The following is a 23,904-nucleotide window of genomic DNA, read 5'->3' as shown; positions in this document are numbered from 1 at the left end:
CCGGGGCTGCGCGCAGACCGCAAGGACGCGCCGCGGCCCCGGAGCCCTGACCGGCCCGGGGTGCCACGCCCGCTGAGCATCGAGCCCGGCGTCCCCCCCTCTTCTTCCACCTCTGTCTTCCGGTCAGGGCCCTCGGCTGCCCTCCTCCATCTCACGGAAGACAAAGGACCGCAGGCCATGGCCCGCCCCACCGCCACCTCGCGCGCGCTCTCGCAGAACTTCCTCGTCGACCGCGCCCTCGCCGAACGTTTCGCCCGACTCGCCGTCCCGCAGGCCGGCCCGGTGCCGCTGCTGCTCGAAGTCGGCGCGGGCAAAGGCGCCTTGACCGCGCCGCTGGCCCCGCGCTGCCGCGAGCTGCGCGCCTACGAGATCGACCCGCGGCTCGTCGCCGCCCTGCGCGCCCGCTTCTCCGGCGCGCCCCAGGTCCGCGTCGTCGCCGGGGACTTCCTGGCGGCACGCCCGCCGGGTGCGCCCTTCTCGGTCGCCGGGAACGTGCCCTTCTCCCGGACCGCGGCCGTCGTGGACTGGTGCCTGCGGGCGCGCGCCCTCACCGACGCCACCCTCCTCACCCAGCTCGAGTACGCCCGCAAACGCACCGGCGACTTCGGCGGCTGGACCCTGCTGACGGTCCGGAGCCGGCCCCGCTACGAGTGGCGGCTGCTCGGCCGGGTCGGGCGGCGCAGCTTCCGGCCCGTGCCGCGCGTGGACGCCGGGGTGCTGCGCATAGAACGGCGCCGGACGCCGCTGCTGGACCCCTCGGCGTACCGGAGCTGGCGGCATCTGGTCGAGCTGGGCTTCAGCGGGGTCGGCGGTTCGCTGCACGCGTCGCTGCGCAGGGCCCATCCGCGGCGGCGGGTGGACGCCGCGTTCCGGGCCGTGCGCCTGGACCCGGGCGTGCTGGTCGGCGAGGTGGCACCGGGGCAGTGGCTGCGGCTGCACGAGACGCTGACCTCGTAGGAGCCGAACGAGTCGTGGATCGTGAACAGGTTGCACGAGACGTCTCGTCTCGCATAGGGTCGGGGCATGACCAGTCGCGCCCACATCGCCATGTTCTCCATCGCCGCCCACGGCCATGTGAACCCGAGTCTCGAGGTGATCCGTGAACTCGTCGCCCGTGGCCACCGGGTGACCTACGCGATCCCGCCGGTCTTCGCCGACAAGGTGGCGCAGACCGGCGCGGAGGTGAAGCCTTGGACCTCCACGCTGCCCTCGCCCGACGACGACCCGCAGGCGTGGGGGAGCACGCTGCTGGACAACGTGGAGCCGTTCCTCGACGACGCGATCCAGGCCCTCCCGCAGCTGATCGAGGCGTACGAGGGCGACGAGCCGGACCTCGTGCTGCACGACATCGCCTCCTACCCGGGCCGTGTCCTCGCCCACCGCTGGGGCGTGCCCGCGGTCTCCCTCTCACCGGCCATGGTCGCCTGGGAGGGGTACGAGGAGGAGGTCGCCCGGCCCCTGTGGGAGGAGCCGAAGAAGACCGCGCGCGGCCGCGCCTACTACGCCCGCTTCCACGCCTGGCTGGAGGAGAACGGCATCACCCTGCACCCCGACGCGTTCGGCGGCCGGCCCGACCGCTCGATCGTCCTGATCCCCAGGGCGCTCCAGCCGAACGCGGACCGGGTCGACGAGACCGTGTACTCCTTCGTCGGCACCTGCCAGGGCGACCGCGGCGCCGAGGGCGACTGGCGGCGCCCGGCCGGTGCCGAGAAGGTCGCGCTCGTCTCGCTCGGGTCCGCCTTCACCAAGCAGCCCGGCTTCTACCGGGAGTGCGTCCGGGCCTTCGGCGACCTGCCCGGCTGGCACCTGGTGCTCTCGGTCGGCAGACACGTCGACCCGGCCGAGCTGGGGGACGTCCCGGCCGACGTCGAGGTGCACTCCTGGGTGCCGCAGCGGGCCATCCTGAGGCAGGCCGACCTGTTCGTCACGCACGCCGGCGCGGGCGGCAGCCAGGAGGGCCTGGCCACGGCCACGCCGATGATCGCCGTACCGCAGGCCGCCGACCAGTTCGGCAACGCGGACACGCTCCAGGGCCTCGGTGTCGCCCGGGTGCTCCTGACGGAGCAGGCGACCGCCGAAGCCCTGCGCGAGGCGGCTCTCGCCCTCGTCCAGGACCCCGAGGTGGCCCGCCGCCTCAAGGAGATCCAGACGGGGATGGCCGAGGAGGGCGGCACCCGGCAGGCGGCCGACCTCATCGAGGCCGAACTGCCCGCCCGCCGGGGCGGGGCCGGCACACCCTCGTAGTCCGTCAGACCCGTAGTGCGTCCGACCCGTAGTCCGTCCGACCCGTAGTCCGTCAGACCGCGACGGCCTGGCGGGTCAAGGTGAGCCGGGCGTTGTCGAGCGTGGCGTCCATGCGCGCCGACTGGCCCTTGGTGAACATGAACATCGCGGCGTCGTCGGTGTAGTCCATGTAGTTCATGAACATGTCGCCGTTCGGTCCGTTGCCGCACGTCACACTCGGGAAATCGGGTGAACCGAGGTTCGGCCCCGCCTGGTTGGGGGTGTCCGCGACGAAGTCGCTGCCGCTGCACCCCTCCTGGTCGTCGCCCCAGATGTGCCGCAGGTTCAGCCAGTGCCCGATCTCGTGCACGGTCGTGCGGCCGCCGTCGAACGGCGCGGCGGCGGATCCGGTGGTGCCGAAGGCGGTGGGGGTGATGACCACTCCGTCCGTGGAGGCGGCACCGCCCGGGAACTGGGCATAGCCCAGCAGCCCCCTGCGCAGCCGGCAGACCCAGATGTTCAGGTAGGTGTCGGCCGGCCAGGCGTCGTGGCCGCCGCTCAGGCTGAACTTGACGAGGTCGTCCGTGCCCCATTCGGTGACCGAGGTCTGGGTGCGTGTGATGCCGTCCGTGGGGCGCCCCAGCGGGTCGGTGCGGGCGAGGTGGAACTGCAGGCGCGCGTCGGCCACCAGTTCCTGCCAGACTCCGGGCACCTTGTTGACGTCCGGGTTGCTCGCCCGGAAGTCCTGGTTCAGCACCTCGATCTGACTGTGGATCTGCGCCTCGCTCACGTTCTGCTCGGGGGTGTTGTGCACGACGTGCACGACGACCGGGATGTCCACGAGGCTCTGCCGGCCGGTGACGTGCTCCAGCTGCTCGTAGGTGAAGGCGGTGTTCTCGATCTGGGCCCGGTTCTCGGCGTACTCGGGGTTCAGGGTGAGGAGTCTGCGGTCGACCTCCATGGCGCCGCACCAGCGGCTGTAGTCGGCGGAGGTGACGCGAAGGTAGGACTGCGCATTGGACATGACGGCCCCTCGGGGAGCTGGGGGAGTGCCGCGCGACGCGGCGGCGGAACTGCGCGTTCTGGGACGCGCCAGGAGGGCCGGGTGACGCCGGGCGGAGCGGTCGGTTGCCCGTTCCCTCCGAACCCATACACTGATAATCCTAGTCGTGCTGGTAGAAGACCGGCAATTTGGATGATTCAGACGGTTTGGCGAGTGAGGTGGCCGGGTCATGCGAGAGCCCCCGCCGGGTCTGTTCCGCGAATGGATCCACTCCTACGAGGAGGACCACGAGGACGTGCGGGTGTACCGGCCGGACGGCTTCCCGTTCCCGCCGGCGCGCGGGCGCCGCGCCATGGAGTTCCGGGCGGACGGCACCTTCGTCGACCAGCCGATCGGACGCGGTGACGCCCCGGACGCCGTGCCCGGCCGCTGGCGGCTCGTGTCGGACCGTCACCTGGCGCTCACCTTCGAAGGCGCCGCCCCGGACCGGGAGCTGGAGATCGTGCGCTGCGACGAGGACGTGCTGCACGTGCGCCGGCCCGCCGGGTAAGCGACCGTGACCGGGCGCACAAGGGCCCGTTGGTTGCCCCGGCAACCAACGGGCCCTTCACGCGGCGGTGGTGTCAGACCTTGAGGGGCTCGCTCTCGTCGTCCCGCGCCGCCGGTGCGGCGACCGCCCGCGGCGTCTCGTCGTGCGTGAGGTCCGGCAGCCGGTGCAGCCACTTCGGCAGATACCAGTTGCGCTCCCCGAGCAGCGCCATCACCGCCGGCAGCAGCACGCCCCGGATGATCGTCGCGTCGATGAGCACCGCGGCCGCGAGGCCGACGCCCATCTGCTTCATCGACTGCATCGACAGCGTCCCGAAGATCGCGAACACGGCGACCATGATGATGGCGGCACTCGTGACCACCCCGGCCGTGGTGACCACGCCGTGCCGGATCGCGTCCGTCGTCGCGAGGCCCCGCAGCCGGGCCTCGCGGATCCGGGAGACCACGAACACGTGGTAGTCCATCGACAGGCCGAACAGGATCACGAAGAGGAACAGCGGCAGCCAGGTGACGATCGCGCCGACCCCCTCCGCGCCCACCAGGGACGCGCCCCAGCCGTGCTGGAAGACCGCGACGAGGATGCCGTACGCGGCGCCCACCGACAGCAGGTTCAGCACGATCGACGTCACCGCGATGGTCAGCGAGCGGAACGACAGCAGCATCAGCGCGAAGGCGAACACCACGACGAACGCGAACACCGGGACGACGGCTCCCGCCAGTTGGTCGTTGAAGTCCTTCGAGCCCGCGACCTGCCCGGTGATCGGCGCCTCGACCCCGTCGACCTTGCCGAGCGTGGCCGGACGCACCTCGTCGCGCAGCGTGTCCAGGCTGGCGCCCGCCCTGTCCTGGTCCGAGCCGCCGACCAGCGGGACGTAGACGAACGCCACGTCCTGCGCGTCGTGCAGCTTGATCTCCACCGGGCCGCGGGAGGCGCCCGAACTGATCGCCCGTTCGCGGAAGTCGGCGAGCGCGGACCGCACCTCCGGCGCGTTGATGTCGTCCGCCCTGACGACCACCTCGGCCGGCTCGGAGCCGCCCGGGAAGGCCTCGTTGAGACGGTTGTAGGTCTGCACGATCGGCAGCGAGTCGCCGAACTCCTGGTCCAGGGTGAGCTGCTGCGTCTTCATGCCGAGGGCGGGCGCCGCGACGGCCAGCAGCGCACCGGCCGCCACCACCGCGGAGATCGCCGGCCGGGCGAGGACGCGCCGCAGCACGGCCGTCCAGAACCGGCTGTCCTGACCGCCGCCCCGCTTGCGCCGCCGCAGGAACGGGATGCGGCCCTTCTCCACGCGCTCGCCCAGCAGCGACAGCAGCGCGGGCAGCACGGTCACGGAGCCCACCATCGCCACGGCGACGACCATCAGCGAGGCCAGGCCCATCGCCTCGAACTCGGCGAGCCCGGTGAACAGCATGCCCGCCATGGCCACGCACACCGTGACACCGGAGACGACGATCGCCCGGCCACTGGTCGCGGCGGCGATCCTGAGCGCCGTCCGCGCGTCCCGGCCGGCCTCGCGCTCCTCCCGCTCGCGGCGCAGGTAGAACAGGCAGTAGTCGACGCCGACCGCCATGCCGACCAGCAGCATCACGGAGTTCGCCGTGTCGCTCATCGGCATGACGTGGCTGACGACACCCATCAGGCCCATCGTCGCCATGATCGCGGTGAGCGCCAGCACCACCGGCAGCAGCGCCGCGACCAGCGCGCCGAACGCGATCAGCAGGATGCCGAAGGCCACCGGCACCGCGGAGTACTCGGCCTTCTTGAAGTCGTCCCCGAACGCGTCGGAGAACGTCTTCATCATGCTGGCGCCGCCGATCTCCTCGATCCGCAGCGCCCCGTGCTCCCGCTGGACGCCCTCGACGGCCTTCAGCACCGGCTCGACCCGCTCACCGGCCGTGTCCGACTCACCCCGCATGTCGAACTGCACCAGCGCGCTGCGCCCGTCCTTCGAGATCGTCTTCGTGTCGTACGGCGAGGTCACGTCGGTGACCCGGCCGGTCCCCTCGACGGCCCGGACGACGGCGTCGACGGCCTCCCGGAACGCGGCGTCCGTCGCCTTGAGATCCCCGCCCCTGGCCTGGATCAGCACGGTCTCACTCGCCGGCTCGTCGATCCCGGCGTCCTCGATGATCTTCGCGGCGGTGTGCGTCTCGCCCTTCAGCTGGTCGCTGTCCTTGACGTCGACCCGGCCCGCCGCCGAGCCGAGCCCCATCGCCAGGACGACGAACAGCACCCAGATGCCGACGGCGGCCCATCGGTGCCGGGCGCTCCAGCCGCCGGCCCGGGCGGCCAGGCCCCGCACCCGCGCTTCTCCGTTCCCCATGACGGGCTCGCCCCCTCGTGATCCGGCGGCGGCCCCCTGCCGCCCCCTTTCGTCTCGAAGGTATGGGCCGGATAAAGCCATCACGTCGTGCTGCCCGGTGAAGTACCGCGACCGGAACTCCTCCCGACGGCGTCGCCGTCTCCCCACTGGGGAGGAGCCCCACACACCGTGGTCCCTTACACCTATCGGCCGACATGTCCGGCTCCCCGGGTGTGTGGATCCTGGGCAGACGGTTGTGCCCCCGGTGACCGCTGAGTAATTTACGGGCCCGGGCACCCGCCCGCGGCCGTCGTGCCCACCCCCACGGGGCACGACGGCCGTCTTAGGGTGAGCGGATGACCACCACATACGCGGCCCTGCTGCGCGGGATCAACGTGGGCGGCAGCAGAAAGGTCCCGATGGCCGATCTGCGCACGCTCCTGACGGACCTCCGCTACGGCGACGTCCGCACCTACCTCCAGAGCGGACAGGCCGTCTTCTCCTCCGGCCACGGCGACGAGGAGTCCCTGGCCGCCGAGATCACGCACGCCGTCGAGCAGCACTTCGGCTTCGGCGTCGACGTGATCGTGCGCGACCACGCCTACCTGAAGTCGATCGTCGACGCCTGCCCGTTCCCGGCCGCCGACCTGGAACCCAGGCAACTCCACGTCACCTACTTCTCCGCGCCCGTCACCCCCGAGCGCTTCGCGGCGATCGACCAGGCGGCCTTTCTGCCCGAGGAGTTCCGCCTCGGCGACCGCGCGCTGTACCTGTACGCCCCGAACGGCCTCGGCCGCTCCAAGCTGGCCGAGCAGTTGTCGAAGCCGCGCCTCACCAAGGACGTGATCGCCACGTCCCGCAACTGGAACACGGTGGTCAAGCTGGTGGAGATGACGGCGCCCGCAGCGTGACCCTCCGGTCCCCGAGGTAGGGCGAGTAGGAAGTGATCTCGGCCGGCACGGACAGGCGTGAGCCCTCGTGGAACCGCTGCAGGCCGACCGCGTCGGCCGCTTCGAGGTCGTCCTCGGTGAGCGGGGCCCGGCCGAGGAACTCCGGACCCCAGCCGTCCCACGGCAGCAGCTCGACCCCGTTCACCGCGGCCAGGTCGCGCACCACGTTGCCCCACACGAACCACAGCCCCCGCAGCCCGTCGACGCCGCTCAGTCCGAAGCCCATCGGATCCGCCCGCCCCGCACGGCAGGCCCGCCAGGCGTCACCGGCCACCACGAAGGCGTCCCGCCCCACGTCCATCGGGTCGAACGGCACGTCGTACCCCGCGTGGACCTGCGCGTCCGCCAGCCGCCAACTCCCGTCGGGCGCGCGGTACTCGGTGACCCAGTGGTCCTCGTACCAGCCGTCGGCCAGGTAGGTGGCGAACCCGCAGCGCGGCCGCGCCGGCGTCCCCGTGGCCCGCAGCAGCGAGCACAGCAGGAGCGAGAAGTCCCGGCACGTCCCCACGAACCGCCCCTCAGGCGCCCGCTCTTCGGTCAACGGACCGTCCCCGCGCTCCCGAAGGATCCGCAGGATCTCCGTGACGTAGCGGGACTCGGCGTCGTGGTGCAGCCGCTCCTCGGGGATGGTGTATCCGAGGAGTCCGCCCTCCCCGCGGTGGATGATCAGGCCCCGCACCATCGCCGCCAGCCGGCGCGGCTCGCGGGGCAGCCCCCTCGTGTCGAGGCGGCCGGGATCGCTGTACGGCGTCTGCCGCAGATACAGGTCGTCGTCCATGGACGAGACGCTCGCCCCTGCCCCAGGGGCAAGGTCAACCCCTCCCTGAACGCTCCGGCCACCGACCCCGTACCTACGGACGGCACGAGAACACAGTCTCGCGAGAGGAATCGCACCGTGACGGTCGACCTCGTCTACGCCTACGCGGTCCTGCGCCGCACCCCCGAGGCCGGCGCGGCGGTGGCGCACCTGCGCGGGGTCGCCGGAGAGCCCGTCCACCTGGTGGACCCGGCCACGACCACGTCGCAGCTCGCCTTCGCCGTCGGCCACGTCCCGGCCGCCGACTACGACGACGCGCCCCTCAAGACCCACCTCGACGACCTGGACTGGCTGGAGTCCACGGTCCGCTCCCACCACGCCGTGGTGGCCGCACTCGTCGCCTCCGGCGCCGCCGTCCTGCCCCTGCGCCTCGCCACCGTCTACCCCGACGAGGCCGGCGCCCGCCGGGCCCTCGACACCCGGCGCGGGTACTTCCTCTCCCTGCTCGACCGTCTCACCGGCCATGTGGAACTCGGCGTCAAGATCTACGCCACCCCGGACATCACCCCGCCCGAACCCGCCGCCGCGACACCGCCGGACCCGGCCACCGGCCTCGGTGTCGGCCGCGCCTACCTGGCGATCCGCCGCCGCAGACAACGCCGGAACGAGGAGGCCTGGCGCACGGTCGCCCAGGCCGCCGCCCGCCTCACCGAGACCGCCGCCGCCCTCTCCGTCGACCGTGTCGCCCACACCCCCGAACGCGGCAGCCTGGCCGGCTCCGCCCCCGGCACCAACGTGGGCAACGACGCCTACCTGGTCCCCAGGGACCGCGTGGACGCCTTCCGCACGGGCATCCTGACAGCCGCCCGCGCCACCCCCGGCCTCCGCGTGGAGGTCACCGGCCCCTGGGCGCCGTACTCCTTCGCCCTCCAACCGGAACCGGACGAGGAACCGGCCGCGTGAGCCGCGTCCGGGACGGCAGAGCCGTCTTGGGGCGTTGCCCGTGCGTTCAGGCGCTCACGGCCGCCAACGCCGGTAGCCCCGCCGCCTCGTACCGCTCCAGCACCACCCGCGCCACCTCCGGCGCCGCACCCAGCACGTCCGCCAGGACGTCCGCCTGTGCCGCGCCCCGGGCGATGCGGTCCGGGAGGAAGCCGGGGGCGAGGACGTAGGGCGCGACGGCCACGCGGGCGCAGCCGGCGGCGCGGAGTTCGCGCACGGCGTCCTCCGTGCGGGGAAGGGATGCGGAGGCGAACGCAGGCCGCACGGCGCACCAACCGGTGTGCCGCCACTCCCGCGCGATTTCTGCGATCACTGCGATCGCCTCCGGGTCGGTGGACCCCGCCGAGGCCAGGACGACCCCGGTCGAGGACTTGTCGGCGGGCGTCAGGCCCGCCTCGTACAGGCGCCGTTCCAGGGCCGCCAGCAGCAGCGGGGACGGGCCCAGGACCTCCGCCTGGCGGATCCGCAGCTGCGGGGGCGCGTCCGCGAGGACCGCCGGGATGTCCGCCTTCGCGTGGAACGCCCTGGTGAGGAGGAGGGGCAGGGCGACGACGTCGCGGACGCCCTGCACCGCCAGGGACTCCAGAACCCCCTGCACCGAGGGGACGTTGAAGTCCAGGAAGCCCGTCTCCACCCGTACGTCGGGGCGCATCGAGCGCACCCGGCGCACCAGGGCGTGCACCGTCGCGGCGTGCCGCGGGTCACGGCTGCCGTGGGCGATGACGAGGAGGACAGGCTTGTTGATCATGGGTCACTTCACCAGCAGTCCGCGGCTGCGCAGCACCCACCGCTCCAGCGGGCTGAAGATCAGCAGGTCGATCGCGATGCCGACGATCAGGATGAGCAGGATCGCCTCGAAGACCATTGCCATGTCGCTGGCGTTGCGGCCGTTCTCCAGCAACTGGCCGAGGCCGACGCCGAGGTCGGGGAAGGACGCGATGATCTCGGCGGCCATCAGGGAGCGCCAGGAGAAGGCCCAGCCCTGCTTCAGGCCCGCCACGTAACCGGGCAGCGCGGCGGGGAGCACGATGTGCCAGGTGCCCTTCAGGCCCGTGGCGCCCAGCGTGCGGCCCGCGCGCAGGAACAGCGGCGGCACCTGGTCGACGCCCGACACCAGACCGTTGGCGATCGACGGGACCGCGCCGAGCAGGATCACCGCGTACATCATCGAGTTGTTCAGGCCCAGCCAGATCACCGCGGGCGGCACCCAGGCGACCGACGGCAGGGACTGCAGACCCGACAGGATCGGGCCGATCGCCGCGCGGACGAACTTCACGCGGGCCACGATCAGGCCCAGCGGCGTGCCGATCAGCAGGGCGAAGCAGAAGCCGAGCAGGCCGCGCGAGACGCTGGTCCAGATGTAGCCGAGCAGCTCGCCCTGGAGCCACGCCGTGTGGACGACGTCCCACACCGCGGACGGCGCGGGCAGCTTGGTCGGGTCGTCGACGACCTTGAACGAGACGAGCGCCTGCCAGACCGCCAGCACCAGCGCGACGGCGAGGACGGGCGGCAGGATCTTCTGGGTGAAGGTCTGCCGGAACGGGGTCCGGCTCGTCTGCCGCGTCTCCAGCGCGTCGAGGCCCGCCTCCAGCCCGGCGAGATCGCTGCCGTCCTTGGCGACGGTCGTCGAATCAGTGCTGGCCATGACGGCGGATCTCCCCACGCAGTTCTTCGGTGATCTCGACGGACAGCTCCGCGACCGCGGTGTCCTCGATACGGCGCGGATGCGGGATGCCGACCGTCCACTCGCGCGCGACGCGCCCGGGACGGGACGACAGCAGCACCACGCGCTGCGCCAGCCGGACCGCCTCGCGCACGTTGTGCGTGACGAACAGGACGGACAGCTGCGTCTCGCGCCAGATGCGGGTCAGCTCGTCGTGCAGCACGTCCCGCGTGATGGCGTCGAGCGCCGCGAACGGCTCGTCCATCAGCAGCAGCCGGCTCTCCTGGGCGAGCGCCCGGGCCAGCGCGACGCGCTGGCGCATACCGCCCGACAGCTCGTGCACCCGCTTGCCGTACGCGCCCTTCAGACGGACGAGCTCCAGCAGCTCCTCCGCCCGGCCGCGGCGCTCGGCCTTCGGTACGCCCCTGAGCTTCAGGGCGAGTTCGATGTTCTTGCCCGCGGTCAGCCACGGGAACAGCGCGTGCTCCTGGAACATCAGCGCCGGGCGGCCGTCCGTGGTGATCTCGCCGGTGGTCGGCCGGTCCAGGCCCGCCACCAGGTTGAGCAGCGTGGACTTGCCGCAGCCCGAGGCACCCAGCAGGGTGACGAACTCGCCGGGCGCGACATCGAGAGTGATGTCGTCCAGGACGAGCTGCTGCCCGGCGGGGCCCGCGAACGACTTCGAGACGTGTTCGATCCGGGCGGCGTGCGTGGCCGCCTCGGTGCCGTCGGCGGCCTTGGCGAGGGTCGTGGCCATGGTCGTCACCTCCTGGGAACTGATCGGGATGCGGGCTTACCGGGCGCCGAGACCGGCGTCGTCGACCGTGGGCTCACCCTCGGCCTTGAGGACCTTGTTCAGCGGGATCAGGTCGTAGATCCCCTTCAGGTCCGGCTGCTGCAGCAGTCCGGCCTTCACGGCGTGCTGCGCCTCGGTGTTGAGGGTGGAGGCCAGCGGGTCGTCGGTGAACCGGATCGACTTCCACGCCGGGTCCAGCACATCGGCGGGCAGCGCCTTGCCGGTCTCCTGCTCCAGGAGCTTGTTCGCCGCTTCCTTCGCCGCGTCCGGGTTGGCGTTGATCCATTTGTTCGTCTCGACCGAGCCCTTGAGCACGGCCTCGACGACCTTCGGGTACTTCTTCAGGAACTCCTGCCGCACGATGACGTTCGTGATCACGAACTTCTTGTCCGGCCACAGCGTCGACTCGTCGAGCAGTTCCCTGCCGCCCTCGGCGACCAGCTTCGACGCGGTCGGCTCCGGCACCCACGCGCCGTCGATCGACCCCGCCTTGAAGGCGTCCGGGGTGACCTTGTTGTCGCTGCGGACGACCGTGACGTCGCCCTTGCCGCTCTGCGGGTCGACCTTCCAGCCCTGCTCCGCGGCCCAGTTGAGGAACGCCACGTCCTGCGTGTTGCCGAGCTGCGGGGTCGCGATCCGCTTGCCCTTGACGTCCTTCAGCGACTTGATCTTGTCCGGGTTCACCACGAGCTTCACGCCGCCGGAGGCCGAACCGCCGATGATGCGCAGGTTCTTGCGGCCCGACTTGACGTAGCCGTTGATCGCCGGGGACGGGCCGATCCAGCCGATGTCGATGGAGCCGGAGTTGAGCGCCTCGATCTCCGAGGGGCCGGCGTTGAAGACGGCCGGCTCGACCTCGGTGGCGCCCAGGGCCTTCTGGAAGAAGCCCTTCTCCATGCCCACCAGCGCCGTGCCGTGGGTGAGGTTCCCGAAGTAGCCGATCTTGACTTTGTCGAGACCCTCGATCTTCTTCGCCCCGGCGGCGACCTTGGCGGTGCCGTCGTCCTTGGCCTGGGAGCCGTAGCCGCAGGCGGCCAGCGTGAGCAGGGGCAGCGCGGCCACGACCGCGAGGCCGCGGCGGAGGGCGGGTGATGCAGGCACGGGAGGTGTTCCTCTCGGAGGCCCGGCGGTCACGGTCCGATCAGGTCGTGGCCGGGTGGTCGGCGGGTTTTCGTCTACGGCGGTGCGGGCTGCGGGCGCGCGGGCAGTGCGCGTACGTCAGCGCGCACATCGCGCCACTCCGCCCTGCCCGCTGCCGAGCGCACCGCTGCCGACGCGGCCGCCCTCCTTCGCGAACATGGAGTAGAAGTCGGGGGCACTCATGTCAGAAGTCCCACCCGTCGTCCTCGGCCTCGTCCTTGACGGGCTCGGGGGCGGCGAAGGACTCGCCGACCATGCCGGCCGTCAGGGTCGTGCCGTCGTTCGGGTCGATCAGGATGAACGAGCCGGTGCGCCGCGAGTCGGCGTAGGAGTCGACCGGCAGCGGCTCGGCGGTACGGACCTTCACCCGGCCGATGTCGTTGGCGACGAGCTGTCCCGGGTGCGGGTGCAGGGACAGGTCGTCGAGCGTCAGGCGGGACGGGATGTCCTTGACGATCGCCTTGACCGTGCGCGTGCCGTGCTTGAGCAGCACCCGGTGGCCGACGGTCAGCGGGGCGTCCGCGACGTGGCAGACGGTCGCCTCGATGTCCTGCGTGGTCGCGGGCGCGTCCTTGCTCGGCACGATCAGGTCGCCGCGCGAGATGTCGATGTCGTCCTCCAGCAGGAGGGTCACCGACTGCGTCGTCCAGGCGACCTCGACCGGCTCGCCCAGCAGGTCGATGCCGGAGATCTTCGAGGTGCGGCCGGACGGCAGCACCGTGACCTCCTCGCCCACGTGGAAGGAGCCGGCGGCGATCTGGCCGGCGTAGCCCCGGTAGTCCGGGTGGTCCGCGCTCTGCGGCCGGATCACGTACTGCACGGGCAGCCGGGCGTGGCAGTGGCTCAGGTCGTGGCTGACCGGCACCGTCTCCAGGTGCTCCAGCACCGTCGGGCCGCCGTACCAGTCCATGTTGGCGGACGGGTCCACGACGTTGTCGCCGACGAGCGCCGAGATCGGGATGGCGGTGACCTCCGGGACGCCCAGCTCGGTCGCGTACGCCGTGAACTCCTCGGCGATGGCCGCGAAGACCTTCTCCTCGTAGCCGACGAGGTCCATCTTGTTGACCGCGAGGACGACGTGCGGGACGCGCAGCAGGGCGGCGATGGCGGCGTGCCGGCGGGTCTGCTCGACGACGCCGTTGCGGGCGTCGACCAGGATCACCGTCAGCTCGGCGGTGGAGGCGCCGGTGACCATGTTCCGCGTGTACTGCACGTGGCCGGGGGTGTCGGCGAGGATGAACCGCCGCCGGGGCGTGGCGAAGTAGCGGTACGCCACGTCGATGGTGATGCCCTGCTCCCGCTCGGCGCGCAGGCCGTCCGTCAGCAGCGCGAGGTCCGGCGCCTCCTGGCCGCGGCTCGCGGAGGCGCGCTCCACGGCCTCCAGCTGGTCGGTGAGGACCGACTTGGAGTCGTGCAGCAGCCGGCCCACCAGGGTGGACTTGCCGTCGTCGACGGAGCCGGCGGTGGCGAACCGCAGGAGGGTCGTCTCCGAGAGTTCCTCGGTGGTGATGGTGCTCATCTCTAGAAGTACCCCTCGCGCTTGCGGTCTTCCATCGCGGCCTCGGACATCTTGTCGTCGGCGCGGGTGGCGCCACGCTCGGTGAGCCGGGAGGCGGCGATCTCCACGATCACCTTCTCGATCGTGTCGGCGTCGGAGTCCACCGCGCCGGTGCAGGACATGTCACCGACGGTCCGGTAGCGCACGAGCCGCTTCTCGACACTCTCGCCGTCCTTCGGCCCGCCCCACTCGCCGGCGGTCAGCCACATGCCGCTGCGCCGGAACACCTCGCGCTCGTGCGCGTAGTAGATCTCCGGCAGTTCGATGCCCTCGCGGGCGATGTACTGCCACACGTCCAGCTCGGTCCAGTTGGACAGCGGGAACACGCGGACGTGCTCGCCGGGGGCGTGCCGGCCGTTGTACAGGTTCCACAGCTCCGGGCGCTGGCGGCGCGGGTCCCACTGGGAGAACTCGTCGCGCAGCGAGAACACCCGCTCCTTGGCGCGGGCCTTCTCCTCGTCGCGGCGCCCGCCGCCGAAGACCGCGTCGAACTTCTCCGCCTGGATCTTCTCGGTCAGCGGCAGCGTCTGCAGCGGGTTGCGGGTGCCGTCCGGGCGCTCCTTGAGCACACCGCGGTCGATGTAGTCCTGCACGGAGGCGACGTGCAGCCGCAGCCCGTGCCGGGCGACCGTGCGGTCCCGGTAGTCGAGGACCTCGGGGAAGTTGTGCCCGGTGTCCACGTGCAGCAGGGAGAACGGCACCGACGCCGGCCGGAAGGCCTTCAGCGCCAGGTGCAGCATGACGATGGAGTCCTTGCCGCCGGAGAACAGGATCACCGGCCGCTCGAACTCGCCCGCCACCTCGCGGAAGATGTGCACCGCCTCGGACTCGAGGGCGTCGAGGTGGGACAGCGCGTAGGGGCTGTCGGTCTCCTCGGACACGGTGGCGACGGTCGTCATGCCAGTCCCCTTTCGGTCAGCAGGGCGTACACCGACGCCGCGGACTCCTGCACGGTCTGGTTCTGCGACTCGATGCGCAGATCGGGCGACGCGGGCGCCTCGTACGGGTCGTCGACCCCGGTGAGCCCCGTGAGCTCGCCCGCGGCCTGCTTGGCGTACAGGCCCTTCACGTCCCGCTCGCTGCACACCTCGACCGGCGTCGCCACGTGGATCTCCAGGTACGGCGTGCCGTTCGCCTGGTGGCGCTTGCGCACCGCCTCCCGGCTGTCCTGGTAGGGCGCGATGACCGGGACGAGGGCGAGCACGCCGTTGCGGGCGAGCAGTTCGGCGACGAAGCCGATGCGCTGCACGTTGGTGTGCCGGTCCTCGCGGCTGAAGCCGAGGCCCGCCGAGATGAACTCGCGGATCTCGTCGCCGTCGAGCACCTCGACGCGGTGGCCCTCGGCGCGCAGCCGGCCGGCCAGCTCGTGGGCGATGGTGGTCTTGCCGGCGCTCGGCAGACCCGTGAGCCAGACGGTGGCTCCGGTCGTCACGTCGGTCTCCTGAATCGTCTGGGGCGTCTGAGTCGTCGTCATCCGTGCAGCCCGCACTCGGTCTTGCTGCGGCCCGCCCAGCGGCCGGCGCGCGCGTCCTCGCCCTCCAGCACCCGCCGGGTGCAGGGGGCGCAGCCGACGGAGGCGTAGCCGTCCATCAGCAGCGGGTTCGTCAGGACGCCGTGCTCGGTGACGTAGGCGTCCACGTCGTCCTGGGTCCAGCGGGCGATGGGCGAGATCTTGACCTTCCGGCGCTTCTCGTCCCAGCCGACCACCGGGGTGTTCGCCCGGGTCGGGGACTCGTCGCGGCGCAGACCGGTCGCCCAGGCCTGGTAGTCCTTCAGGCCCTCTTCCAGCGGCTGGACCTTGCGCAGCTTGCAGCACAGGTCGGGGTTGCGGTCGTGCAGCTTCGGGCCGTACTCGGCGTCCTGCTCGGCGACCGTCTGGCGCGGGGTGAGCGTGATGACGTTGACGTCCATCACGGCGTCCACCGCGTCACGGGTGCCGATGGTCTCCTCGAAGTGGTAGCCGGTGTCGAGGAAGACGACGTCGACGCCGGGCATCGCGCGGGAGGCGAGGTGGGCGACCACGGCGTCCTCCATCGAGGAGGTCACGCAGAAGCGCTTGCCGAACGTCTCGGCGGCCCACCGGAGGATCTCCAGCGCGGAGGCGTCCTCCAGGTCGCGGCCCGCCTGCTCGGCGAGCGCCTTCAGTTCGCCGGTGTCGCGCTCTTCCTGAACCGTCGTCATATCTGTGCCCCTCCGGTCTCGGATCGCTTCACTCCCTGGGCCAGCAGCCCCAGGAACTTCAGCTGAAAGGCTCGACTGCACGCCGCGCATTCCCACGCGCCGTGCCCCTCCTCGCTGGGCCTCAGGTCCTCGTCGCCGCAGTAGGGGCAGTAGAAGGGGGCCGCGCGCTCGCTCACGACAGGGCCTCCTCGTCGGCACGGGCCGCCCAGGTGGCGAACCGCTCGCCGTCCTCGCGCTCGGCCTGGAACCGCTTCAGGACGCGCTCGACGTAGTCCGGCAGCTCGTCCGAGGTGACCTTCAGGCCGCGCACCTTGCGGCCGAAGCCCGCCTCCAGACCGAGGGCGCCGCCGAGGTGCACCTGGTAGCCCTCGACCTGCTCGCCCTGGTCGTTCAGGACCAGCTGGCCCTTGAGACCGATGTCCGCGACCTGGATACGGGCGCAGGCGTTCGGGCAGCCGTTGATGTTGATGGTGATCGGCTCGTCGAAGTCCGGGATGCGGCGCTCCAGTTCGTCGATCAGCTGGGAGCCGCGGGCCTTGGTCTCGACGATGGCCAGCTTGCAGTACTCGATGCCGGTGCAGGCCATGGTGCCGCGCCGGAACGGGGAGGGCTTGGCCGTGAGGTCCAGCGCCTCCAGGGACTCGACGAGGGAGTCGACCTGCGCCTCCTCGACGTCGAGGATGATCATCTTCTGCTCGACGGTGGTCCGGACCCGGCCGGAGCCGTGCGCCTCGGCGAGGTCGGCGATCTTCGTCAGGGTGGTGCCGTCCACCCGGCCGACGCGCGGGGCGAACCCGACGTAGAAGCGGCCGTCCTTCTGCCGGTGGACACCGATGTGGTCGCGCCAGCGCTGGAGCGGCTGGGCGGGGGCGGGGCCGTCGACCAGCTTGCGCTTGAGGTACTCGTCCTCCAGCACCTGGCGGAACTTCTCCGCGCCCCAGTCGGCGACCAGGAACTTCAGGCGGGCGCGGGTGCGCAGCCGCCGGTAGCCGTAGTCGCGGAAGATGCCGATCACGCCCGCCCAGACGTCCGGCACCTCGTCCAGCGGCACCCAGGCGCCGAGCCGGACGCCGATCTTCGGGTTGGTGGACAGGCCGCCGCCGACCCACAGGTCGAAGCCGGGGCCGTGCTCGGGGTGGACGACGCCCACGAAGGCGACGTCGTTGATCTCGTGCGCGACGTCGAGGAGCGGGGAGCCGGAGATCGCCGTCTTGAACTTGCGCGGCAGGTTGGAGAACTCCTTGCTGCCGATGAACCGCCGGTTGATCTCCTCGATGGCGGGGCTGCCGTCGACGATCTCGTCCTCGGCGATGCCCGCGACCGGCGAGCCGATGACCACACGGGGCGTGTCACCGCAGGCCTCGGTGGTGGACAGGCCGACGCCCTCCAGCCGGTTCCAGATCTCGGGCACGTCCTCGATCCGGATCCAGTGGTACTGGACGTTCTGCCGGTCGGTGATGTCGGCCGTGCCGCGCGCGAACTCCTGCGAGATCTCGCCGACGACCCGCAGCTGCCGGGTGGTCAGCGCCCCGCCGTCGATGCGGACGCGCAGCATGAAGTACTCGTCGTCCAGCTCCTCCGGCTCCAGGATGGCCGTCTTGCCACCGTCGATCCCGGGCTTGCGCTGGGTGTACAGACCCCACCAGCGCATCCGGCCGCGCAGGTCGTTCGGGTCGATCGAGTCGAAGCCCCGCTTGGAGTAGATCGTCTCAATGCGTGTCCGCACATTGAGACCGTCGTCGTCCTTCTTGAACTGCTCGTTGCCGTTCAGCGGGGTGAAGTGTCCCGCGGCCCACTGGCCCTCACCGCGGTGACGGCTCACCTTGCGGCGGGGAGTCGCGGCGGCAGGCTTCTGCGGGGTGGCGGCCATGGTTGATACGTCCTTCGGGACAGGCGGGAAAGCGGCTCTGACCTGCGCGTGCAGGGCGCATGGGCATACCGCGCGTCATTGCGCGGGAATGAGACGAGAAAGGGGGATGTCGGGCGCTGCGTGAGTGCTCTCAGCGCGCCGGACAGATGGCGCTGGACATGCGGCCGAGGTCGACGTGCCGTCGACTCACCAAGGCGATTCCAGTTCCAGACATGACGGAAGCGTGTCACGGCGATCTGGACACAGTCCAGCTTCGTCCAAGATGCGGACACCCTTGTCTCGCAAGGCAAGACAAGGGTGTCCTTGGTCACATCGGCCCGCTCGGGGTGTCCGGCCAGGTCAGACGGGGAACGCCCCAGGCCACGGCCCCGGAGCGGCGGCCTCCGGCTCCTCCTCGACCTTGGTGTCGAACAGCTTGAAGCCCCGGCGCTGGTAGTTGCCCATGGCGTGCTCGCCGTCCTTGCTGCACGTGTGCAGCCAGACCCGCTTCGTCGGGGTCAGTCCCGCCCAGCGGTCGGCGAGGTCCCAGGCCCGGGCCGTGCCGTACGACAGCAGGTGGCCGCCGATGCGCCGGCCCCGGAAGGCGGGGAGCAGTCCGAAGTAGACGATCTCCACGACCGCGTCGTCCTGCGCCTCCAGCTCCACGTACCCGGCGGGCGTGCCCCGGTCGTACGCCACCCACGTCTCCACGCCCGGCCGCTGCAGATGCTCCAGCCAGCGGGTGTACGACCAGGTGAGCCGGTCCGTCCAGCGGATGTCGCCGCCCACCGACGCGTACAGGAACCGGCTGAACTCGGGCGAGGGCACCTCGGAGCGGACGATCCGGACGTCCCCCTCCGGCGCGGCGGCCGGCAGCAGGTCGGTCGGGGCGGTCTGCTCCAGGGACCAGGTGGTCACGGCGATGGTGGTCATGCGGGCCAGACAATCATCCGGCCCACCGACCTGTCGATCGCTCCGGCCCGGCGCCGGCCGGCCCGGCGCCGTGCCGATCGGTCGGTCCGGTGCGCTGTTGGCCGGCCGGGCACCATGTCGATCGGTCGGTCCGGTGCGCTGTCGGCCGGCCCGGCGCCGTGCCGATCGGTCGGTCCGGTCCGCCGCCGGCCGGCCCGGCGCCTCTGTCGATCGGCTGCTCCGGGCCGGCGCCCGTCAGCCCAGCGCCCTGTCGATCGAGGTCAGCGGCAGCGCGAACAGCATCCGCCCGGACTGGGACCAGACCTCCCCGGTCTCCTTCCAGTAGGACAGGGAACCGGACCCGCCGGACAGGGAGTCGGACCCGCCGCTCCAGCAGTGGCGGGTCTCGTCGCTCCCGCACTCCGTCGCCCGTGCGCTCCCGGCGTCCTGGCGCCACAGCGTCCCGTGCCCGTCCGAGGTGCCCGGGGCGCGGTCGAGGTACCAGCCCGAGCGGTGCGCCAGCACGCCCCGCACCTCGGCCGTTCCCGTCTCGTACGCCTCGACCGGGTTCGCGCGCCCGCCGGAGCCGGTGGCGAGCAGCCCGGACCGGGCCGGGTCCGCGCTCAGCGGGTAGCGCCACAGCCGGGTGGGCCGGTCGGCGTCGGCGGGCACCCACTCGCCCGCGACCAGGCTGTCGGGTGAGGTGCTGCGGTCCAGCGAGACGGTCGCCGGGCGGGGCACGCCGGCGCCGCCGGGCAGGGTGTAGGAGCCCACCGCGGGCAGCACGTACCGGGATCCGTGCGCCGCCCAGCCGCCGCGCACCCGGCCGACCGCGTCGGACTCGACGGTGGCGCGCTGGATGCGGTCCATGTCGTACACGTACAGCGCGTCCCGGTCGCCCTCCCGGGTCGTCACCAGCAGCTTGTCCTGATACCAGACCATGCCTGACAGCGGGGACACCAACCCCCGGTAGTCCCGCCCGCCGTCCACCGGGACGGCCAGCAGGGCCCAGCTGTAGCGGAGCCGGGCGGAGTCGTCCGCGTCGACGAAGGCGACCTTGGCCAGGCCCCGCTCGGGTGCCGGGCCGTCCATCGAGCCGCCCCCGCCGCCGCGGGTCCAGCCGGAGAGGATCACGCGGTGCTCGCCCCAGCGGCCGTCGTCGTCCGCGTCGCCCGAGGTCGTGACCGCGCCGGGCCGCCAGCCCCGGGTGTCGGCGGCGTCGAAGCAGTACGCGCGCGTGGCCGCCGGTTCGACCGGCAGGGCGTGCTTCTCGGTGGTCGAGCAGCCGGCCGCGTTCCGCAGCGGGCGGTCGGCGTCGTCCAGCACCGCGTCCACACCGACGGGCCGGCCCATCTGCGAGGCCAGCCGGTCCAGCCACGGCTCGGGCACCCGGTGCTCGGCCAGCGGCAGCCGCCCGGCCGCGGTGGACACGCCGATCGGCTGCAGCGCCCCGTCGGCGTCGGCGACGGTGGCCTGTGAGGCGCTGATCGCAGTGGCGGCGGCGGTGAGCGCGAGGGCCGTCCCGGCCAGGGTCGCGCGCAGCGCCCTGCCCCGCCTGCGCCGCCGGTGTCTGCCGCGATGCTTCATACCGTCCTCCCGAGGCGGGTCAACTGCGCCTGTTGGTCCGTACGTTGACGGAGGAGCAGGTGGGGTGGCCCGTAGGGGGATGCTACGGCAGGTGGGCGGGGTGGCGGACGAAGACCTCGCAAATATGCGGAAGACGTACCCCGCGGAGTGGCTCCGCGCGGGAGTTCAGGGCGCCGGTGCGGACGTGCGCTGCCGGGTCACCGCCGGTGCCGTCGAGTGCGGCAGCAGGTCGCGCGGGTCGTCCGGGAGCAGCACCTCCACCTCGGCGTCCTCGGCGAACCGGTACGGCCGGTGCTCCAGGAACGCCCCCAGATACCGCCGGACCCGTGACATCTCGGCCCGCACGGTCACCGTGCGGGCCGGGTCGCCGAACAGGTCCTGGGCCAGGCCCGCCGCACTGCGCCCGGCGGGGTGGAGGGCGAGGAGGTACAGCAACTCGGCGTGCCGCGGGCTCAGTTCCCGGGCCCAGGAGCCGGGCCCGCCGGAGACCGCCACGGACCAGCGGCGCGCCCGTCTGAGGTCCAGCACGATCCGGGTCGCCCGGCGCGGCGCCGGCTCGTCGTCGGCGGCCCGCACCAGCCAGCCCCCGGCCAGCGGCTCCAGCGAGCACAGCCCGAGCCCCGGCAGCCATCTCAGGCCCGCCGACGGCGACTTCGGCAGGGCGACGCGCCGCACGTACGGCATCCCGGCGACCGCGGCGGTCCAGCCGTCCGGATCGACGACCAGGGCGCGCCCGCCGAGCCGGGCCAGCACCGGCGCCGCCACCGCGCGCAGCCGCTCCAGCGACTCCAGGTGCATCTCCCGCAGCCGGGCCTCGGCCAGCTTGGCGACCGAGTCGACCCAGGCGAGCGTGGCCGGATGCATCGTCTCCAGCGGCCCGCTGACGTCCACCACGCCGAGCAGCCGGCCGTCCCGCGGATCCGTCAGGGGAGCGCCCGCGCAGGTCCAGCCGGCCTGGGAGCGCACGAAGTGCTCGGAGGCGAAGACCTGCACGGGCCGGCGCACCACCGCCGGGGTGCCCAGGCCGTTCGTGCCGACGACGTCCTCGCGCCAGTCCGCGCCGAGTTCGAACCCGAGCCCGTCGGCCTTGCGCAGCACCGGCGGGCTGCCCTCGCGCCACAGCACCCGGCCCTCCTCGTCGGCCACGACCATGATGTGGTGGGCGACGTCAGCGGCCGCCAGCAGCCCCTCCCGCAGCACCGGCAGCACATGGCGCAGCGCCGACGTCTCGCGCCGCCGCTGCACCTCCTCGCGGGAGAGCAGATCCGCCCGGAAGTCGTGGTCCGGGTCGACGCCGCTGCGCAGCATGCGCTCCCAGGACTGCTCGATCACGGGGCGCGGCGCCACCGGTGCGGGCTGCCCGGAGAGCCGGGCGGAACGGACCTCGCTGAGGACCCGGGCCGCCCGCGTGGTGTCCACGGCGGCCAGGTGCGTGACGTCCATGCGCGTGCGCCCCCCGACTGGTCTCTGACTGTGTGTCTCATAGTGCCGCCTGCCCGGCGGGCGCGCGGCCCAGTCCGCCCACAGTCAGCAGCAAGTTGCAACCCCCTGCAACCCTGGTGTGACGGCGCGGCCGTGGCCGAAACTTGAGCGGCGCCGTCCCGAGCGGCGTTCAGTGGCTCGAACGGGCCAGTGCGGCGGGGGTGGTGCCGTGTCGGCGCAGCACCACCTCCGCTCCCGCCCGCCCGGATCAGGACACGGGCCGGGCCCGCTCCACCACCGACGCCAGGTCCAGGGTGTGCGGCAGCGTACCGAAGGCCGCGCCCCCGTCGCCGCCGAGGCGGGCCGCGCAGAACGCGTCGGCGACCTGCGGTGGTGCGAACCTGACGAGCAGCGACCCCTGGAGCACCAGCGCGAGCCGCTCCGCCAGCCGCCGCGCCCGGCCCTCCACGCCCTCCAGATCGGCCAGTTCGGTCAGCAGGTTCTTGATGGCCGCGTCGAGCCGGTGGTCCGCGCCGCGCGCCTGCCCGACCTCCCGCAGGTACGCGTCCAGCGCCCCCGGCTCCCGCTGCAACGCCCGCAGCACGTCGAGCGCCTGGACGTTGCCCGCGCCCTCCCAGATCGAGTTCAGCGGCGACTCGCGCACCAGCCGGGGCATCCCCGACTCCTCGACGTACCCGTTGCCGCCCAGGCACTCCGCCGCCTCCACCGCGACGGACGGACACCGCTTGGTCACCCAGTACTTGGCGGCCGGCACCGCGATCCGCAGCAGCGCCCGCTCCTGCTCGCCGCCGTCGTCGTACGCCGCCGCGAGCCGCAGCGCCAGCGTCGTCGCCGCCTCCGACTCCAGCGCCAGATCGGCGAGGACGTTGCGCATCAGCGGCTTGTCGACGAGCTTCCCGCCGAACGCCTCGCGGTACGCGCAGTGGTGCACCGCCTGCGCCACGGCCTGGCGCATCAGCCCGGCCGAGCCCAGCACGCAGTCGAGCCGGGTCGCCGCGACCATCTCGATGATGGTGCGCACCCCGCGCCCCTCCTCGCCGACCCGGCGCGCCCAGGTGCCGTCGAACTCGACCTCGGCGGAGGCGTTCGACCGGTTGCCGAGCTTGTCCTTGAGCCGCTGGATCAGGAACACGTTGCGCGTGCCGTCCGCCAGCACCCGCGGCACCAGGAAGCAGGTCAGCCCGCCCGGGGCCTGCGCCAGCACCAGGAAACCGTCGGACATCGGCGCCGAGCAGAACCACTTGTGCCCGGTCAGCTCGTACGTCCCGTCCTCGGCGAGGGGTTGCGCGGACGTGGTGTTCGCCCGGACGTCGCTGCCGCCCTGCTTCTCCGTCATGCCCATCCCGAACAGCGCCCCGGCCTTCAGGTGCGCGGGCCGCAGTTCACGGTCGTAGACCATGGACGTCAGCCGCGGCTCCCACTCGGCGGCCAGGTCCGCCTCCGCGCGCAGGGCGGGGACCGCCGCGTGGGTCATCGACAGCGGGCAGCCGTTGCCGGCCTCGACCTGCGTCCACACCACGAAGGCGGCGGCCCGCCGGAGATGCCCCGCGGGCCTTCCCCAGGCGGCGGTCAGACCGGCCGAGACGCCCTTGCCGAGCAGCCGGTGCCAGGCCGGGTGGAACTCCACCTCGTCGACGCGGTGGCCGTACCGGTCGTGCGTGCGCAGCCGCGGCGGGTTCTCGTTCGCCTGTGCGCCCCACTCCTGCACCTGGGCCGAGCCGGAGGTCCGCCCGAGGGCCGACAGCTCGCCGAGCACCTCCTCGCGCAGCGCCGGCTCCAGGTGCCGTTCGACCGCGGCGGACAGGGCCCGGTCGGCGGAGAAGACGTCGTACCCGACCAGCGGGGGGACCTGGTTCGTCACGGGGTGGGTGCTGCCAGCCATGCTGCGAACCTACCCCGCGGTACCACCTCGGTCACCAGCGAACCGGGCCGGGCGCCGCGGAGACGGCCTGTGGGTGAGTGGGGCCGGACACGACGGATACCGTTAG

At 72.3% G+C, this 23,904-nt stretch carries 23 protein-coding genes; 5 read left to right on the top strand and 18 right to left on the bottom strand.

Annotated features, from left to right (window positions below; translation table 11 throughout):
- Nucleotides 1-177: 177 nt before the first annotated feature.
- Both erm and mgt read left to right on the top strand, forming a co-directional pair.
- Nucleotides 178-957, top strand: coding sequence for an ErmE/ErmH/ErmO/ErmR family 23S rRNA (adenine(2058)-N(6))-methyltransferase (gene erm / locus ABZ948_RS21065; protein ID WP_359761662.1), 780 nt, complete (start codon nt 178-180; stop codon nt 955-957).
- A 66-nt stretch (nt 958-1,023) separates the two neighbouring features.
- Nucleotides 1,024-2,244 (top strand): macrolide-inactivating glycosyltransferase, encoded by a 1,221-nt coding sequence (mgt, locus tag ABZ948_RS21060; RefSeq protein WP_359761660.1) that lies wholly within the window; start codon nt 1,024-1,026, stop codon nt 2,242-2,244.
- Between the two features lie 52 nt (nt 2,245-2,296).
- Here mgt and ABZ948_RS21055 read toward each other — a convergent pair whose 3' ends face one another.
- Complete coding sequence (locus ABZ948_RS21055) at nt 2,297-3,247, bottom strand: zinc metalloprotease (protein ID WP_359761658.1); 951 nt, start codon at nt 3,245-3,247, stop codon at nt 2,297-2,299.
- 208 nt (nt 3,248-3,455) lie between these two features.
- On the opposite strand from ABZ948_RS21055, the gene ABZ948_RS21050 reads away from it, so the two are divergent.
- Nucleotides 3,456-3,776, top strand: coding sequence for a hypothetical protein (locus ABZ948_RS21050; protein ID WP_359761656.1), 321 nt, complete (start codon nt 3,456-3,458; stop codon nt 3,774-3,776).
- A gap of 73 nt (nt 3,777-3,849) precedes the next feature.
- Here the strand turns inward: ABZ948_RS21050 and ABZ948_RS21045 are convergent, their stop codons facing one another.
- The gene (locus ABZ948_RS21045; protein WP_359761654.1) at nt 3,850-6,099 is read right to left on the bottom strand and encodes an MMPL family transporter; all 2,250 of its coding nucleotides are present in this window, start codon (nt 6,097-6,099) and stop codon (nt 3,850-3,852) included.
- Between the two features lie 335 nt (nt 6,100-6,434).
- Here ABZ948_RS21045 and ABZ948_RS21040 point away from each other — a divergent pair, with 335 nt between their 5' ends.
- On the top strand, nt 6,435-6,989 hold the full coding sequence (locus tag ABZ948_RS21040; protein ID WP_359761652.1) for a DUF1697 domain-containing protein: 555 nt from the start codon (nt 6,435-6,437) through the stop codon (nt 6,987-6,989).
- Here ABZ948_RS21040 and ABZ948_RS21035 read toward each other — a convergent pair.
- Complete coding sequence (locus tag ABZ948_RS21035; protein WP_359761650.1) at nt 6,955-7,806, bottom strand: transglutaminase-like domain-containing protein; 852 nt, start codon at nt 7,804-7,806, stop codon at nt 6,955-6,957. The genes ABZ948_RS21040 and ABZ948_RS21035 overlap by 35 nt on opposite strands.
- 117 nt (nt 7,807-7,923) lie before the next feature.
- On the opposite strand from ABZ948_RS21035, the gene ABZ948_RS21030 reads away from it, so the two are divergent.
- The gene (locus ABZ948_RS21030) at nt 7,924-8,748 is read left to right on the top strand and encodes a GvpL/GvpF family gas vesicle protein (RefSeq protein ID WP_359761649.1); all 825 of its coding nucleotides are present in this window, start codon (nt 7,924-7,926) and stop codon (nt 8,746-8,748) included.
- Nucleotides 8,749-8,794: 46 nt separating this feature from the next.
- Here ABZ948_RS21030 and ABZ948_RS21025 read toward each other — a convergent pair whose 3' ends face one another.
- The 15 genes from ABZ948_RS21025 to ABZ948_RS20955 all read right to left on the bottom strand — a co-directional run bounded on the left by ABZ948_RS21025 (nt 8,795) and on the right by ABZ948_RS20955 (nt 23,798).
- The gene (locus ABZ948_RS21025; protein ID WP_359761648.1) at nt 8,795-9,535 is read right to left on the bottom strand and encodes a sirohydrochlorin chelatase; all 741 of its coding nucleotides are present in this window, start codon (nt 9,533-9,535) and stop codon (nt 8,795-8,797) included.
- Between the two features lie 3 nt (nt 9,536-9,538).
- Entirely contained in the window at nt 9,539-10,432 is an 894-nt protein-coding gene (locus tag ABZ948_RS21020; RefSeq protein WP_037759103.1) for an ABC transporter permease, read from the bottom strand.
- Complete coding sequence (locus ABZ948_RS21015) at nt 10,419-11,207, bottom strand: ABC transporter ATP-binding protein (RefSeq protein WP_359761646.1); 789 nt, start codon at nt 11,205-11,207, stop codon at nt 10,419-10,421. The genes ABZ948_RS21020 and ABZ948_RS21015 overlap by 14 nt, the downstream gene beginning before the upstream one ends.
- A 36-nt stretch (nt 11,208-11,243) precedes the next feature.
- Nucleotides 11,244-12,347 carry an ABC transporter substrate-binding protein gene (locus ABZ948_RS21010; protein ID WP_359761644.1) on the bottom strand — a complete coding sequence of 368 codons (1,104 nt, stop codon included), beginning with the start codon at nt 12,345-12,347 and terminating at the stop codon, nt 11,244-11,246.
- A gap of 223 nt (nt 12,348-12,570) precedes the next feature.
- Nucleotides 12,571-13,905, bottom strand: a complete 1,335-nt coding sequence (locus ABZ948_RS21005; protein ID WP_359761642.1) for a sulfate adenylyltransferase subunit 1 — start codon at nt 13,903-13,905, stop codon at nt 12,571-12,573.
- 2 nt (nt 13,906-13,907) lie between these two features.
- Nucleotides 13,908-14,843, bottom strand: a complete 936-nt coding sequence (gene cysD / locus ABZ948_RS21000; RefSeq protein ID WP_359761640.1) for a sulfate adenylyltransferase subunit CysD — start codon at nt 14,841-14,843, stop codon at nt 13,908-13,910.
- Nucleotides 14,840-15,376 carry an adenylyl-sulfate kinase gene (gene cysC / locus ABZ948_RS20995; protein ID WP_389625787.1) on the bottom strand — a complete coding sequence of 179 codons (537 nt, stop codon included), beginning with the start codon at nt 15,374-15,376 and terminating at the stop codon, nt 14,840-14,842. The genes cysD and cysC overlap by 4 nt, the downstream gene beginning before the upstream one ends.
- A gap of 38 nt (nt 15,377-15,414) precedes the next feature.
- Nucleotides 15,415-16,125, bottom strand: a complete 711-nt coding sequence (locus ABZ948_RS20990; RefSeq protein ID WP_359761636.1) for a phosphoadenylyl-sulfate reductase — start codon at nt 16,123-16,125, stop codon at nt 15,415-15,417.
- On the bottom strand, nt 16,122-16,301 hold the full coding sequence (locus tag ABZ948_RS20985) for a hypothetical protein (RefSeq protein ID WP_037759109.1): 180 nt from the start codon (nt 16,299-16,301) through the stop codon (nt 16,122-16,124). Before ABZ948_RS20985 ends, ABZ948_RS20990 begins: the two co-directional genes overlap by 4 nt.
- Nucleotides 16,298-17,995, bottom strand: coding sequence for a nitrite/sulfite reductase (locus tag ABZ948_RS20980; RefSeq protein ID WP_359761634.1), 1,698 nt, complete (start codon nt 17,993-17,995; stop codon nt 16,298-16,300). The genes ABZ948_RS20985 and ABZ948_RS20980 overlap by 4 nt, the downstream gene beginning before the upstream one ends.
- Before the next feature lie 130 nt (nt 17,996-18,125).
- Nucleotides 18,126-18,209 carry a putative leader peptide gene (locus ABZ948_RS20975; protein ID WP_310591794.1) on the bottom strand — a complete coding sequence of 28 codons (84 nt, stop codon included), beginning with the start codon at nt 18,207-18,209 and terminating at the stop codon, nt 18,126-18,128.
- A 125-nt stretch (nt 18,210-18,334) separates the two neighbouring features.
- Nucleotides 18,335-18,907 carry a GNAT family N-acetyltransferase gene (locus ABZ948_RS20970; RefSeq protein ID WP_359761632.1) on the bottom strand — a complete coding sequence of 191 codons (573 nt, stop codon included), beginning with the start codon at nt 18,905-18,907 and terminating at the stop codon, nt 18,335-18,337.
- 234 nt (nt 18,908-19,141) lie between these two features.
- Nucleotides 19,142-20,473 carry a hypothetical protein gene (locus ABZ948_RS20965; protein WP_359761630.1) on the bottom strand — a complete coding sequence of 444 codons (1,332 nt, stop codon included), beginning with the start codon at nt 20,471-20,473 and terminating at the stop codon, nt 19,142-19,144.
- A 165-nt stretch (nt 20,474-20,638) separates the two neighbouring features.
- Entirely contained in the window at nt 20,639-21,916 is a 1,278-nt protein-coding gene (locus ABZ948_RS20960; RefSeq protein WP_359761628.1) for a GAF domain-containing protein, read from the bottom strand.
- A 247-nt stretch (nt 21,917-22,163) separates the two neighbouring features.
- Nucleotides 22,164-23,798 carry an acyl-CoA dehydrogenase family protein gene (locus ABZ948_RS20955; protein WP_359761626.1) on the bottom strand — a complete coding sequence of 545 codons (1,635 nt, stop codon included), beginning with the start codon at nt 23,796-23,798 and terminating at the stop codon, nt 22,164-22,166.
- Nucleotides 23,799-23,904 lie beyond the last annotated feature (106 nt).

The sequence above is a fragment of the Streptomyces olindensis genome (assembly GCF_040645895.1).
Taxonomy (GTDB): Bacteria; Actinomycetota; Actinomycetes; order Streptomycetales; family Streptomycetaceae; genus Streptomyces; species Streptomyces olindensis.
This window is presented reverse-complemented; position numbering and strand designations above follow the sequence as displayed.